The 14421-nt window shown below is 69.2% G+C and carries 9 protein-coding genes; 1 reads left to right on the forward strand and 8 read right to left on the reverse strand.

Annotated elements, in window-relative coordinates; translation table 11 throughout:
- The 6 genes from JWN21_RS07785 to tssK all read right to left on the reverse strand — a co-directional run.
- Positions 1 to 1135 (reverse strand): serine/threonine-protein kinase (locus JWN21_RS07785; protein ID WP_299647974.1); only part of this gene is annotated, 1135 nt, incomplete at its 3' end.
- A complete protein-coding gene (locus JWN21_RS07790) occupies positions 1132 to 1899 on the reverse strand; it encodes a protein phosphatase 2C domain-containing protein (RefSeq protein ID WP_299647976.1) in 768 nt (255 codons plus the stop codon). The genes JWN21_RS07790 and JWN21_RS07785, both read right to left, overlap by 4 nt.
- A complete protein-coding gene (gene tagF, locus JWN21_RS07795; RefSeq protein WP_299647978.1) occupies positions 1896 to 2444 on the reverse strand; it encodes a type VI secretion system-associated protein TagF in 549 nt (182 codons plus the stop codon). The genes JWN21_RS07790 and tagF overlap by 4 nt, the downstream gene beginning before the upstream one ends.
- Positions 2441 to 5923 (reverse strand): type VI secretion system membrane subunit TssM, encoded by a 3483-nt coding sequence (tssM, locus tag JWN21_RS07800; protein WP_299647981.1) that lies wholly within the window; start codon positions 5921 to 5923, stop codon positions 2441 to 2443. Before tssM ends, tagF begins: the two co-directional genes overlap by 4 nt.
- 15 nt (positions 5924 to 5938) lie before the next feature.
- Positions 5939 to 7405 carry a type IVB secretion system protein IcmH/DotU gene (icmH, locus tag JWN21_RS07805; RefSeq protein ID WP_299647984.1) on the reverse strand — a complete coding sequence of 489 codons (1467 nt, stop codon included), beginning with the start codon at positions 7403 to 7405 and terminating at the stop codon, positions 5939 to 5941.
- Complete coding sequence (tssK, locus tag JWN21_RS07810) at positions 7402 to 8742, reverse strand: type VI secretion system baseplate subunit TssK (protein WP_299647987.1); 1341 nt, start codon at positions 8740 to 8742, stop codon at positions 7402 to 7404. Before tssK ends, icmH begins: the two co-directional genes overlap by 4 nt.
- A 116-nt stretch (positions 8743 to 8858) precedes the next feature.
- On the opposite strand from tssK, the gene JWN21_RS07815 reads away from it, so the two are divergent.
- The gene (locus JWN21_RS07815) at positions 8859 to 10313 is read left to right on the forward strand and encodes a peptidoglycan DD-metalloendopeptidase family protein (protein WP_299647990.1); all 1455 of its coding nucleotides are present in this window, start codon (positions 8859 to 8861) and stop codon (positions 10311 to 10313) included.
- Here the strand turns inward: JWN21_RS07815 and JWN21_RS07820 are convergent.
- Positions 10303 to 11175: a CPBP family intramembrane glutamic endopeptidase gene (locus tag JWN21_RS07820; protein WP_299647993.1), complete on the reverse strand. Its 873-nt coding sequence runs from the start codon at positions 11173 to 11175 to the stop codon at positions 10303 to 10305. The genes JWN21_RS07815 and JWN21_RS07820 overlap by 11 nt on opposite strands.
- A 97-nt stretch (positions 11176 to 11272) precedes the next feature.
- Complete coding sequence (locus JWN21_RS07825; protein WP_299647996.1) at positions 11273 to 14419, reverse strand: CHAT domain-containing protein; 3147 nt, start codon at positions 14417 to 14419, stop codon at positions 11273 to 11275.
- Positions 14420 to 14421 lie beyond the last annotated feature (2 nt).

Below are 14421 nucleotides of genomic sequence, written 5' to 3' on the forward strand. Positions count from 1 at the left end.
CGGGGGCGGCCACACCCGGTGCGTCGTTCCCGCGCCCGAGCAGCAGGAACGCCGCGCCCGCCAGTGCCGCGACGCCGACGCCCGCGCCGATCAGCAGCCCGGTCCTGGGCTTCGCCGGAGGTGCCACGAGCGCGATCTTGGGTTCGAGCTCGGCCAGCACCGCGTCCATCGACCGCAGCCGATCGGCGGGATTGGGGGCGAGCATCTTCTGCAGGATCGGGCGGATTTCCTCGGGCGCGCCCGACAGGTCGGGACCGGCGCGACGCTTGTCGACCGCATCGACCAGGCTGCCGCCCATCTGGACGTTCTTGCCCAGCGCCACCGCGAGGATGACCAGTGCCAGGCTGTACACGTCGGACCACGGCCCGACCTCGCGTCCGAAATCGCCAAGTTGTTCGGGCGCCACATAGTTGAGCTTGCCGGCAAAGCCGTCTCCGACGATCGTCTTGGAGCCGGGATCCAGGTCCTTGGCGATGCCGAAGTCGATCACCTTGGCCAGCGCCAGTTCGCCGTTCTCGAGCAGCACGTTGTCAGGCGACATGTCGCGATGGATCGCGCCGAGCTGATGCGCGACGCGCAGACCCGATGCGAGACGGCGCAGCAACAGCGCCAGGTCCGCAGCACTTGGTCGCTGCTGGCCCAGCACGTCCGCCAGGTTGGCGCCGTCGACATACTCGGTGACGATATACAGCACGCCCAGCTGCGGCTCCTGCGCCAGCACGCGGTATTGGACCAGCGCCTCGTGCTGGAGGCGGGTCAGCGTGCGCGCTTCCTTGCGGAACATGCCGATGACGTTGGGATCGGCCGCGAGGCTGGGCAGCATGACCTTGATCGCGACGCGCTCGTCGGTGTTGACGTTCACGCCCTCGAACACCTCACCCATGCCGCCGCGTGCGATGAAGCGGCGCACCTCGAAGATGTGATTGAGCACATCGCCGACCTGGATCGCCTGACCGTCGGTGCGCGGCGCAAACTGCGTCTGCAACGACACCGTGGTCTGCCCGCCGGGCGGTTGCGTTTGACCGCGCACCGGCTCCGCCACGTCGCGCGATGGCTGGGTCGCGCCACCTCCTGGCATGAACACGGTGCGGGGCTCTTCGCCGCCGTCGTTCGGGGCAGACGTGTCGTCGCTCATGGCGTCACCAGATGAGTGGGTTGGTTGAGCCGGAGCATGGTCGTTTGCGGGATGCCGACCGTGATGATCGTTACGTTGTCCGGCGCTCCCCGCTCCAGCGTCATCCTGACGAGCCGCTCGGCGCGGCTCTCGGCATCCGGATCGGCCAGCGCGGCGGCGATCTCGACATCGTCGACCCGCGCCATCAGGCCGTCCGAACAGAGCAGGAAGACATCGCCCGACTCGACCTCGTCGGCGACGACATCGACCTCCACCTCCTCGCGCACGCCCATCGCGCGGGCCAGGATGTGGCCCATCGGGTGGCCTTCCGCGTCGCCGGGTTCCAGCAGGCCGCGATCGATCATCTCCTGGACCTGGGTATGGTCGTGGCTGAGGCGGACCAGCTCGCCGTCGCGGTGCAGATAGGCGCGGCTGTCGCCTACCCACAGGATCGCGAAACGCCCGTCGCGCACCAGCAGCACCACGACGGTAGAGCCCATCTGCAGCCCGCGCGACTCGGCTTCGGCGTGGATGGTCGCGTTGGCGCGGTGCAGCGCGTCGGCAATCGCCTGGCTCGCCTCGTCGAAACCGGCGGGCAGTACCACGTTCTGCATCGCCTCGGCGATCGCGGCGGACGCCCATTCGCCGTTCTCGTGTCCGCCCATACCGTCGGCGACGACGAACAGCCCCTCGTCGGCACGGACGCAAAGGGCGTCCTCGTTGTTGGTTCGGACACGTCCTTCGTGCGTCAGTGCCGAGGTTTCGAGCGGTCTGCCAGCGGTCATGTCGCGTCAGGCTCCCCGGCCAGTGCCATCGCTGTCGGCGTGACCATCGTCGTCAGCAGCTCGGCCGGACGCGCGCCGACGAGATAGGCCTCGGCAAAGCGCTCGGCCCCGGGCGTCCACCACCCCTCGCCCCCCGTCCAGGCCTCGCCGCCCTCCGGCACAACGGCCAGGGCGTCTGTGTGGAGCCGATCGGCGGCCCAGCCGCCCTCCAGTGCATCGTACAGCAGGTTCTCCGCAACATCCGCGGCGTGCTCGACCTGCTCGCCCGACAGATCGCCCAGTGCGAGCAGGATCGGGTAGCGGCGGCCGACCGCGTCGACCGACAGCGCCATCGCGCCCGCGGTCCAGCTCGCGCCATCGGCCCAGGCGAAGCGCCATGGCGGCGCGACTTCATAGTCGTCGTCGAACTGATCGCCGCAGGCGGCACGGGCATCGGCGAGCGAGCGCGCCAGCCACAGGTCCAGCGCGTCGCGCTCCTCGGGCGCGATACCCCGGCTGACGAAATCGCCATGGGCGGGCAGTTTGCCGAACAACCAGGCGCTCACAGCTTCACCGGGCATCGGAACGACCACACGCCGCCCCTGCTGAACGGGTTTTCGGTCGTGGGCAGCTTGATCAACAGGGTGACCGACTGCGCCCCGTCGCCGAACGTCGCCTTGAACGCCAGCGGGCCAGCATTCTCCGTGGTCGCCTTGTCGACCAGCCTGAACAGCGCCCACGGGCCTTCGGCGTCGAAGCGGCGGATTTCCGCTCCGGCTGCCGCCTGCGCGCCGGCGGGGGCATAGAGCACCACCTCCGCCGCCGGTGCGCCGCCCGTCGCGGACCATAAAAGCGCCTTTTCCGCGGTGTCGGTCTTGGCGAACCGATAGGTCGCGCCCCCGGCGGAGAACTGCGCCGAGTCGACCTCGCTGCCGAACGCCGCGACCGCGATCTTTAGCGGTAGTCCGGCGGCCAGCAGGTCCCTGATCTTCGCCGCCTTGCTGAACTGTTCGGGCGACTGCGGGTCCAGCGTCGCCGCGACGGGATCGTCCGACTTCCAGCGCCAGACCGGACCCGACACGTCCATCAGCGACGCCAGTCGCGTGCGCTGAAATGCGTCGAGCGTGGCACCCATGCCGAAGAGTCGGAGCGCATCAGGAACCGCCGCATCCTGTTGAGCTCCACCGAAAAAAGGGTAACGGTCCTGTACCACCTCCCTGCACGTCGGCATTATGGCTTGAGCATAGGCGTCCGATACCGCGCCCTGAACGGCGGATATCTGCGCCGACGAGCCGCCGGTCGCCGCCGCGTTGACGAAGGATTGCAGCTGCGCCGGCGCGGTCGCCGCCGCCCCGCGCACGGCGGCATTCGCGGTCGCCATCTGCGCCTGCGTCGCGTCCGAGCCGCCGCCGCCACCCAGCGACTTGGCCGCGATCACCGCCTGTCCGGCCGCCTTCAGCGCCGCGACGAAATCGTCGATCGGTCCTGAGTCCTTGGGATCGCCGACATATTCATGCACCGCCTGGAAGTAGTTGGTGATCTCGTCCCCCGCCGACAGCCCTGTCGCGCGACCTGCCTGCATGTCGCCGATGAACGCGCCCGCGCGGCTCGATCGGACGCGTCGGTCGAGCGATCGACCAGCCGCCCCGGCAACGCCGCCGCCGAAGATCGTGTTCTTGCGCAGTTCCAGCAGCACACGCTTGAGCGGCGACGGCGACTTTGTGAATGCGCCGAACGCGACGGGATCGCTGAAATAGTTCGCCGGCTGCATCGTCTTGATGATGGCCTCCCACGCCGCGATGTAGTCCTTGGCGTAAAGTCCCGCGACGCCCGGACGCACGTTCTGCATTTCCGAGCGAATGCCCTCGGTGTCGGCGTCGCCGCCGAGCACCCACAGGTCCTTCTTCAGGTCCTCCTGCACCGTCGCCAGACCCAGCGTATAGCTCTTCTCGAACCCAGGCCTGGTGAAGAAGAACGGCACCTGCGCGGACATCACCGCATCGGGATTGACGAAGGCGAGCGCATCGCCCTGGGTCAGGATGTTCGCCACCTGCCATGACGGGCCGGCGGTCGCCGCCTTTTGCCGCATGACCGCGTAGGCGCGATCCGCGAGGCTGAGCGTGCCTACCGCCGCGCGTGCGCTCGCCACCTGCGTGCCGTTGAGCGGCGCCTTGCGATCGGGCCAGACGCTGGCGAGATCGGTGTCGGACAGCAGCGCATTGAGGTGGCCCGCCAGCTGGCTGCGCTCGGCCTGCGCGTCGGGACCCGGCAACACCTCGGTCGCCCAGTCGGTCGTCACCCACGCCTTGACCGACGGTGCATCCATCGGCCCCTGCGACCCCAGCATCAGATAGACCTTGAGGGGCTCGTACAGCTTCAGCGGATCGCCGGCATTGGCGGCCATATACTGTTCCAGCCGGAGCAGCAGACGCGGCAGCATGACACGGCGAAGGGCCTCGCGGTAGGTAAGCTGCGCATCGGCGCTCAGACCCGACTGGTAGAGGCCCAGACGCATCAACAGCGGTGGCCCGCCGGCCTGGGCCTGCGCGTAGCCACGCGGCAGGTCGCGCAGGCGATTGAGCGCAGGCAGCGCCGCCCGGAGGTCGGCATCGCCGTCGCGTACTTCCTTCAGGTCGACGTCGGACTCCTTCAGCGCCGCCTCGGCACTGGTCGTCTCGGCGAGGAGATCGCCCTGGAATGCGCGGTTCTTGGCATAGCTCACGCCCCAGCCCGCGAACACCAGCAGGCACAACGCGCCGATCCCCGCCAATGCACCGACCAGCTGCGACTTCTGCCGCGCGCGCGCCTTGGCATCCATTGCCACCAGCCCGGCTTCGGGGAACATCACCTCCGTCAACAGCCGGTTGAGGAAGTAGGCCCTGCCCTGCGAACCTGCCTGAGCGCGCTGGGGCCGGTCGTACACATCGGCCATGCCCGACATGATCCGGTCGAGTGGCGTGCCCTCCTGAACCCCCGACGTCAGGTAGAAGCCGCGCAGCACGCCGCCGGGCTCGTCGCCGGCGACGAACGCGCCGTCGAGGAACCGCATCAGCCGCGAGCGCAACGATTGCAGCTGCGAGGGGAAGCCGAGCAGGAGCGAACGACGCGAGGGATCGACCTCCTCGAACAGCCGTTTCGCCTGCCGGTCCGCGCCTGCCTGCGCCATCTCGTCGAACGCGCGGGCGAGCGCGTCCGATGTGGGCTTGCCGGCCGCGAACGGAACCGTTGCGCCGAGCACGGAGCGCCGCCCCTCGACGTCGAGATCGTCGTAATATTCGGTGAAGCCTGCCAGCAGATCCGCCTTGGTCAGCATGACGTATACGGGCGCCGCGACCTCCAGCGTGCGGCGCAGCTCGACGAGCCGACGCCGCACCGCCCGCGCGTGCCCGTCGATCCCGGCGCAGTCGGCGCGGATCAGTTCGTCGACTCCGATCGCGACGATGATGCCGTTGATGGGCTGCAACGGCCGGTTCTTCTTGAGCAGTTGCAGGAACGAGGTCCAGCCACGCGAGTCGACCGCCTGATCGCTGTCCTGCGTCGTGTAGCGTCCCGCCGTGTCGACCAGCGCGGCCTCGTCGGCGAACCAGAAGTCGAGATTGCGCGTGCCGCCGACGCCCTTCAGCGCCTGATCGCCGATCGGGAAGCGCAGGCCGGAATTAAGCAGCGCGGTCGTCTTGCCGGCACCGGGCGGGCCGATGATCATGTACCAGGGCTTGGTATACAGGTAATCGCGCTTCTTGGTCGCCGACGAGCGCAGCGTCGCCAGCGCCTCCGTCATGCGCTTGGTGAGCGCGGCCGACTCCCCCTCCGCCGCGCTCGGCCCGGCCAGCTCGGCGGCGATCGCGTCCGACGCCTTGCGTGCCTTGCGGATCCGCAGGAAGGCGAGCAGCCCCCAGATCGCCGCGACCACCGCGACACAAGCGATACGCACCCACAGCGGCCGCAGGAATGCCACGAAATACGGCAGTCCCCAGGCGAGGATGAGCGCCACCACCAGCGCGCCCAGCCCCGTGAGCACCCACCAGTTGCGCAAGACCTTTCTCATGCCCCCCGGCTCCCCTCAATAGACTCGCGGCACGATCACCTCGACGCGGCGGTTGCGGGTCTTGCCCTGCGCCGTGTCGTTGGAGGCGATCGGCACCGTCTCGCCCATGCCCTTGGCCGTGACGCGGCCGGGATCGGCGATGTTGCTCTTGATGATGCCCGCGACCGTGTTCGCCCGCGCCTGGCTGAGCGCCTGGTTGTCCGGGAACGCGAGCGAGTTGATCTTGTCGCTGTCGGCATGGCCTTCGACGGTGATCGAACCTTTCTCGTTCGCGACCGCCTGCGCGACGCGCTGGAACAGCGCCTGCTGGCCCGCTTCGAGCTGGTCGGAGCCGGACTGGAACAGCTGACCCACCGTGGTACGGACGCGGACGGTCTGCGCGTCCTCCTCGATCGTCACCTTGTTGCCGTCGATCTCCGGCTTGAGGAAGGTCTGCAGCTTGCCCGCCTGTGCGCTCGGCCCGACCGCAGGCGCCTCGCCGCCGTCGCGCGACAGGCGAAGGCGATCGTCCGGCATCGCGCCGGCGAGCCGGTCCGCCGGCGCCTCGCCCGCCGACATCAGCAGCAGGCGCAGGATGATGTAGACGAGCAACAGCAGCGCCGCCGCCGCCGCCGCCGCGATCGCGACATAGGTCCACAAGCCGACCTTGCCGAGCGGGGCGGTTTCGCCGCGCCATTTGGGCGACATCTCAAGCATGGAGAGCCCGCGCACATGCTCCAGCGCGCCCTGGAGCCGCGCCATGATCTCGTGCAGCCGGCGCTTGCCGTCGGGCATGACGCGGAACCGGCCCTCGAACCCTGCGGCAAGGCAGGCGTGGAACAGCTCGATCAGGTCGCGATTGTCGCTGGGGGTGCGCAGCATGTCGTCGACGAGCTGCCAGAACCGGTCGCCGCCGATATTCTCGCGGAAGAACTGCACCACCATCGACCGGCGCGCCCATTCCGCGCCGTCATTGCCCATCCCCGGCAGGTTCTGCGCCACGTCGTCGATCGTCGCGCACACTGCGTATTTCGCGCGCTGGCGCATTTCCTCGGGGTATTGGCCGAGCGCGCGTTCGAACTGCGTGATCGCGCGCGTCGCCTCGCGGTGGAACTGCGGCAGCGGGGTGCGGACGCGGCCGGCGCGCATGCCGGCGGCGAGCGCCAGCACCGGCCCCGCCTCGCCGAGCATGACGTTGCGCATCGCGCGCGGGGTCGACGGCAGCGGCACGTCGTCCTCGCCCAACCGCGACGGCGCGAGCGCCGCCATGGCAGGCGGCTGCTCGCGCGACATGGTCGGCATCGCGTCATAACCGGACTGCGGCTGATAGCTCGGCGTAGGCGGCGGCGCGCCCCATTGTCCCTGGCTCTGCTGCTGCGCCGGCGGGGGCGGCGCCCCCCAACCCTGTTGCGCGGGTGGCGCAGGCGGCTGCCCGCCCGCCTTGCGCCCCTGCAGGGGCGACGGCCGAAAGACCGTCTTGTTGCCGCCGGGTCCATCGCTCATCGGTTCGCCCTCTTCACGCACCAAAGTTCCATCTTGAGCTGCGGCCAGTCGCTGGCGACGTGCAGGCCGAGCGCGGGCGCGGTCTGAAAATCGCGCCAGTCGGGCGCGCCACGGTCCAGCTCGAAATAGACGAAGCCGGGCAACACGCGGATCTGCGGCGGCGGCGTCGGCGTGTGGCGCAGCGGCACGCCGGGCAGTGCCGATTCGACGATCTGCCGCATCTTGGTGACCGAGCCGAGCTTGGCGACGAACGGAAAGCGCTCGCGGATCTCCTCCACAGGATTGGCGGACGAAACGGCGAGGTAGAAATAGCCGGTCTTGAACAGATTGTGGTCGGTGATCCGGCTGACATAGGCACCCGGCCCCGCCGGCTCGAGCGGCAACTGCACTGCCGAGCGATCGAACACCGCCGACAGCATCGACTGGAGCAGGTCGAACACCGGATCGAAGCAGGTCTGCGGGTTCTCGTGGTCGTAGCGCGGCATCGCCGGCGGCTTGCGCTCGGCGCGGATCATCGTCGCCAGCTCACCCGCGACCGCGACGAGGTTCTCGTACAGCCGCTCGGGGTGAACCATTGGCAGACCCTCCAGATGCTGAAGCACCGGGATCCACTTGTTCAGCGCCTGGAGCAGCAGGAAGCTCGCGAACGTCTCCGACCCGCCATCGGTCGCCTCCACCGCGCGCAGCGCCAGCTCGTCGGCGCGCTGTTCGGCGCGGCCGATGATGTCGGTCAGGCCGTGCGACAGCCGCTCCGCCGCGTCGATGTCCAGCGTCGGCGGGATGTAGCGGTCGTCGAACATCAGCCGCTTGTTCTGCACCTCGCGCACGCGCACCGCGCCCAGTGTCACGCGCCCGTAGAGCTGGTCGCGCGTGATGCCGAAGCGTAGGTTGGGACGGCCGAACTCGACCGGCTCGGTGGTACGATCGTCGGAAAAGGCGTCCGCCACCTCCGCCTCGTCGACGACGAAGCGCGCGTCGAGCGCGCGCGCGCCCGACTCTCGAAATTCGACCGCGCCGATCTGGCTGGCGGGCAGCGTCAGCGCGATCAGCGCGTCGCGCGCGTCGCCTGGCACGTCCAGCGGCTCGGGCGGGGCAATCTCGTCGGGAATGGAAAAGGGGGTCCCGTCAGGCATTACCCCGCTCGCGCGCGTAATGCCGAACTTGCCCAGGCTGGCGAGGCTTTCGTCCACGACGATCTCGGTAAAGCCCCAGGCCCAGGGCTGCGCCGTGTCGACGCGCGCGCGGAGTTGCGCGTCAAACCAGCGGTCCTGTGCCTGGAAGTGTTGGGGACGCAGGAACATGCCCTCGCGCCACGCAACACGGTTCTTGCCCGCCATCAATTCCCCCCAGTCCCCGGTCCTGTTTAAGCACAGCTTCCGCTGCGGGCAAAGCCGGGTTATTCGTCACAAGCGAGCGTTGGGGACGCGCGCGGGACATGGGGGCACGCTGTTCGATGACACGTGACGACGACGGAGGTGTGTCGTTCGATCCGAAGAGCTGGGCGGGCGATGCCAAGCCGCCAGCGACCGACCGGCCGACCGACGGTGAAGCGACGTTCGATGTGAAGAGCTGGGGCGGCGATGCGGCCTCGCCGGCACCGGCCGAAACCGTTGCAAAAGCACCGGAAACCGCGTCCCGGACGGTCGGACGACCGCCATTTCTGGCGGCGGCGGGCGCGTCGGCGCTGTTGCTGATCGGCGGCGGACTGGCTGCGCATTTCACCGGCTCGGCCGCGCCTGCGCCCGTGGTGGTCGACAGCGGCGCACCATCGACACGGCTGGTCGCGCCGCCGCCTGCCATCGTCGTCAACGCCAGTCGCCGCACGCTGGTGGTCGCCGGGCCGGCGGAAGTCGCGACCGCGCTCGCCGGGATCGGCATCGCACCCGACTCGGCTGTGGCCGCGGCACGCGTCGCCGGCCCTGCGCTTGGCACTGCGCCCGGTGAGATCAGGCTGGTGTTCGACCTTGTCGGGCCGGAAGACGCGCGGCGGCTTACGCGGCTGGAGGCGACGCGCAGCGACGGCGCGGGCGTGGTGCTGGTCGCGAGCGCGAACGGGAGCTTCGCGCCCCAGATCGTGCAGGCGAAGCTTGTCGCGGAGGTCAAGGTCGTGCGCGGCGAGATGGATGCGACGTCCTTCTACAACGCCGCCGTCACCGCAGGCGTCAACGACACGCTGGTCAGCGAGATCGCCAAGGCATTTTCGTACGATTTCAACTTCGCCACCGACATCAAGGCCGGCGACGTGTTCGAGGTGGCGTTCGAGCAGAAGGTCAACCCGAGCGGCGAGGAGGTCGGACCACCGACGCTGCTATATGTCTCGTTGCAGACCGCCGAAAAGTCGAAGTCGCTGTATCGGTTCCTCGCACCCGGCGAGGCGGAGCCGGGCTGGTTCGACGGCAATGGTCGCAGCACCGTCACCGCGCTGATGCGCACGCCGGTCGACGGCGCGCGGATCACGTCCAATTTCGGGCCGCGCTTCCATCCGGTGCTGCACTACACACGGCTGCACGGCGGCACGGACTTTGCCGCGCCGGTCGGCACGCCGGTCTATTCCGCCGCCGGCGGCGTGGTGGTCAGCGCGTCGCCCAGCCGCTGCGCGGGCAACATGGCGATCGTCAAACACGATAATGGCTGGGAGACGCGCTACTTCCACCTGTCGCGCTACGCCGACGGCGTGGTCGCGGGCGCGCGCGTGACGCAGGGGTTCACGATCGGCGACGTCGGCAACACCGGCGTCTGCACGACCGGCCCGCACCTCCATTACGAAGTCCATATCGACGGCCAGAAGGTCGATCCGATGAGCATCGATACCGGCACCGGCAGGACATTGGAGAGCGAGGCGCTGACCGCGTTTCGCAAGGAACGCGACCGCATCGACCAGAGCCGCGCCGGCGGTCCTATGCGGTAGCGGGCGTCGGCAGCGGAGTTGCGGGCAGGCGTCGCCAGCTTGTCATTGCTAGCGGCACGACGATGGCGAGCAGCGCGATGGTCATGCCGATGCTGCCGTTCAGGCCCTGATCCGAGCCGCCCCAGACCGCCGCGCCCGCCAGCTCCAGATCGGCGATCGCGCCGAAGCTGCCGATGCCGGGGTTGGGATCGAGGCCGTAGCCCAGTTGCTCCAAGGCGTTCCAGGCGAGGTGCGCGCCCACCGCCGCCGCCAGCCCGCCGCCACGCGCGGCGAACAGGCCGAACATCAGGCCGCCCAGGAATAGGTTCACCAGGCTGATCGGTGCCCGCGCGCCACCCGCGACGTGGAGCGCGGCAAAAGCAAGCGCGCTCGCGACGATGCCCGCCGCCCAGCCCCAGCGGCGGGTAAGCGCGGGCTGGAGCCAGCCGCGAAAGTATATTTCCTCGCCCGTCACCTGCACGACGATCGCGCCCAGCCCGAGCAGCAGCACGCCCGAGGCCGAGGCCGAGGCCGCCACCGGGTTCGAAGTCAGCGCGCCCGCCAGATACCCGTACAGCACCGCCACCGACAGGCCGGCAAAGCCGATCACCGTTCCCAGGCCAAAGCTCGCGAGCGGCCGCGTGCCAGGTGCCAGCGCGTTACGGCGATCGAACATTGCGCCGACGATGCCGACGACGATCAGCGGCACGAACACGAGCAGGTTGAAAAGCGCCTCGACCAGCGCCGGCTCGGCGGCGAGCCGATCGGGCCCGATCACCGCGCCGATCCATGCCGCGCCATTGGCTTGGCCGATCGCAACGACCCCCCAGGCCAGGGCCACGGCCCCGACTAGCAACGCGAGCCCCACCACTACCTGACGCATGTTCATCCCTGGTTGCGAACCCTGGACCCGCAACCTGCCCGCCCCGGCCGTCCTCGGCAACCGGTCGCGCGACGGACTGCCGACGAACGTGTCGCGCTCAGCGCGCGGCGAGCGCCTTCCCTGCTCCGGCAGCTGCGTCGATCTTCGCCTGCGACGCCGGCGACAGCATCATCTTGGTCGAGTCGCCAACCACGAAATAGGGACCCCAGTAAAAGGGATGCGAGTATTCGGGATTGGCCATCAGCGTCCGTTGCGCGGTCTGCAACGAACCGCCGATCGTGCGCTGGCGGGCGGCGCCATAGAAGGACTTGATGAACTGATCGGTCTCCTGCTCCGCCGACACCTTCCAGAACGTCGCCATCACCGCGCGGCTGTTGGCGGTCAGGAACGCGCGCACCAGCCCTTCCAACGTCGAGCCCGCCTCTTCCTGCCCCGACCGCCGCGCCAGTGCCTCATTCTTGATGCCACTCGCCGTGTCGCAGGCGGACAGCACGACCAGGTTGGCGTCGAGCCGCAGGCGGGCGATTTCGGAGAAGCTCAGCAGCCCATCCGAACTCTCCGCCCCGAACGAGGTGACCAGCGCAGGCGGCGACTTGTCGCAGCCCCACTGCCCCTCTTCCAGGCCGTGCGTGGCGAAATGGATGACCTCGAAATCGTTCAGGTCGGTGCGCGCCTCCACCGCAGTGTCGCTGAATGCGGCGCCGATGATCTCGGGCGCGTTGGGCACGCCCAGCGCGGTCGAGGCGATCCCCAGCTCCTTGCGGTCGATCGGCGGCATCTGCGCGGACGCGGCCGTGAGCGCGGCATAGTCGACGGTGCAGCCAAAGCCGACATTCACCTGCCGGGGCGCGCCGGAGCCAACGGCGGCGGCGCTGTGCTGGCCCATGCCAAGGAAGGGCTGCTTCGCGGTCGACGGTGGCAGCGCGCGCGCGACCAGAAACGATCGCGGCGAGATCGCGGTCGAGATCGCCGCCTTGGAGGCAAGGAACGAGACCTTGCTGAAGTCGAACGGCGCCGCCTTCGCCGTCGCGCTATAGGCGTCGACGCTGGCGCGGTCGGTGACCAGCACGGAGGCGGGCAGGTTCTGCAGCGGCCCGGCCGGGTCGACCACCAGCGCGGTCGATTTCAGCACCGCGTCGGTCGCCGGGCCGGTCAGCAGTCCGAACAGCGCATAGGATTCGGCGACCTTGAACGGCACCAGCGACACCGGCAGGCGGCCATCGATCGAGGCGCGAACCGAGCTTGCGAGCGCGTCCAGTTGCGCCTTGGGCACGGCCACCGGATAGATCCACGCGCGCTCGGCATTGATGAACACGCCATAGGCGCGTCGGTTGAGCTGCACGACCTTCAGGAAGCCCTCGCCTGGCCGCAATGCCTTGCGAATGTCCTCGATGGTGGCGGGGCGATCGTCGATGGTGCGGTACTTGGCCGAGCCGGCCAACTCCGCCTGTAGCGCCAGCAGCTTGGCCTCCGACGTCTGGCGGCGCTGCTCGAGCGCGGCGGTTGGCTGTCCCGCCTGTTGCGCCGCCGCGATGTCGTAGCGCAGGCCGGTGATCTCACGCTCCAGCTCGGCACGGTCGCGGACCTTGACGCCGATCGCCGGGTCCGACGTGACCACCGATTGCAGCTGGGTCAGCTGCCGCGCGACGGCGGGTTCACCGACCGCCTGCGCGGCGCGAAAGAAGCGCTCGAACGTGTCGGGAGACGGCGATTTGTTGCTCTCCGCCACCAGCAGATCGAAATAGCGTTCGATTCCGACCGGCAGCGTGACCGACCCGGACTCGTTCGCCTGGATCAGCGCGTCGACCGCCTGGTCGTACTCACGCCGCACGCGCACGGGATCGCCGCCCTGCTGCGCGATGATGCCGGCGCGCTCCACCGCGGTTTCGGCGATGGTCGGCTCGTTGCCGGTGCCTTGCGTGCTGACGGCGCTGCGCCGCAGCTCCACCAGCGCGCGGTCGAACGAGGCAATCGCGGCGGGGTATTGCTTGCGGCGCGCTTGCAGCCGGCCCTGCTGCCGGTTGAGCGCCGCGCCCAGCCACAGCACCAGCGTGCGGTCGATGCGATCGGTGGACAATGGACGATAGGCGGCGAGCGCGCGGTCCAGTGCGACCTGAGATTCCTGCTCGTAGCCGATCGCAAGCAGCGCCACCGAGCGTGCCCAGCCGGCCTGCGCGTCCAGCACCAGCTGCTGCAGGATACCCGTTTCCGGCACGGCGATCGAAGCGGAGATGTCGCCCGCCCCGCCTTGAGGCTGGTTGAGCAGGCGCACGGTGGCGGCATCCGATAGCGGTTGACCGGCCGGTGCCACGACGCTGACCAGCCGGTCCAGCGACGCCAAAGCTTCGCGGAACTTGCGTTGGTTAAGCAGGTCCAGCGCGCGATAGGCGTCGCGCTTTTGCTGCAGGAAACCGAGCCGGCCGCCCGAGACCGTCGGCAGCAGCGCGTCGGCCTGTGCGAAATGCTCGGCGGCGGAGCTGTTGAAGCGGATGTTGGAGTCCGCCAGCCCCGCCTCCAGCAGCAGCTCCGCGCGCGTCGCCGCCGGTGCATTGGCTGGGAGACGGCTCAGCGCGTCGTTGAGCGTACGCGATGCCTGGACGTACAGGCCCTTGTAGTTGAGGCTGATCCCGTCAGCGAGCGCGACGGAGGCATCGGAAAAGCCGGACTCCGCGGCAAGCTGTACGCCAGGCACCGCCGCCAGCTCGGCCGGCTTGATCGCGCTGGTCGGCGCCCGATCCCCGTCGGCTGCGAGGGCTTGGCGGCCGGTGATCGCGCGCACCGCCTGTTCGGCCGGCACCAACGTCGCCTCGGCGGTGGAGACGATGATCGTTCGCCCGCGTGACCGCGTTTCAAACGACACGGTCTGTGCCGCCAACACAGAGTCATAGCAGCGGCGCGCCTGCACCTCGCCGATAGCGGGCAGCGTCACTGGGCGCGCCTCTCCACAGTTCAGCGTCTTGGCGACCGAGGCCCGGCTTTCATCCGTCAACAGCGAACGGACCAGCCCAAGCGACCGGCTGGCGGCGACGTTGCGACAGCTGATCGAGTAGCTGTAGTCGAACTCGCTGACGATCGCCGCGTCGCGATAGTTGCGCGCAGCGGTGCATGGCTCGCCGGCGGCGTTGCGGCCGAGATTGTAGATGTTGGGTTGCTGAACGAGGCCCGGCCGCATGCTCGCGCAGCCGGCCAGGGCAAGGCCAAGCGCGGCGGTGGACGCCAAAGCCAGCATCGGGGGAATGCGCATGC

It is taken from the genome of Sphingomonas bacterium (assembly GCF_028292945.1).
GTDB lineage: Bacteria > Pseudomonadota > Alphaproteobacteria > Sphingomonadales > Sphingomonadaceae > Sphingomonas.

What these genes read in the sequence shown, in the direction of transcription:
- JWN21_RS07815 (WP_299647990.1), top strand. Translation starts at nt 8,859, where the DNA reads ATGACACGTGACGACGACGGAGGTGTGTCGTTCGATCCGAAGAGCTGG.
- tssM (WP_299647981.1), bottom strand. Translation starts at nt 5,923, where the DNA reads ATGAGAAAGGTCTTGCGCAACTGGTGGGTGCTCACGGGGCTGGGCGCG.
- JWN21_RS07820 (WP_299647993.1), bottom strand. Translation starts at nt 11,175, where the DNA reads ATGCGTCAGGTAGTGGTGGGGCTCGCGTTGCTAGTCGGGGCCGTGGCC.
- JWN21_RS07825 (WP_299647996.1), bottom strand. Translation starts at nt 14,419, where the DNA reads ATGCGCATTCCCCCGATGCTGGCTTTGGCGTCCACCGCCGCGCTTGGC.
- tssK (WP_299647987.1), bottom strand. Translation starts at nt 8,742, where the DNA reads ATGGCGGGCAAGAACCGTGTTGCGTGGCGCGAGGGCATGTTCCTGCGT.
- icmH (WP_299647984.1), bottom strand. Translation starts at nt 7,405, where the DNA reads ATGAGCGATGGACCCGGCGGCAACAAGACGGTCTTTCGGCCGTCGCCC.
- JWN21_RS07790 (WP_299647976.1), bottom strand. Translation starts at nt 1,899, where the DNA reads ATGACCGCTGGCAGACCGCTCGAAACCTCGGCACTGACGCACGAAGGA.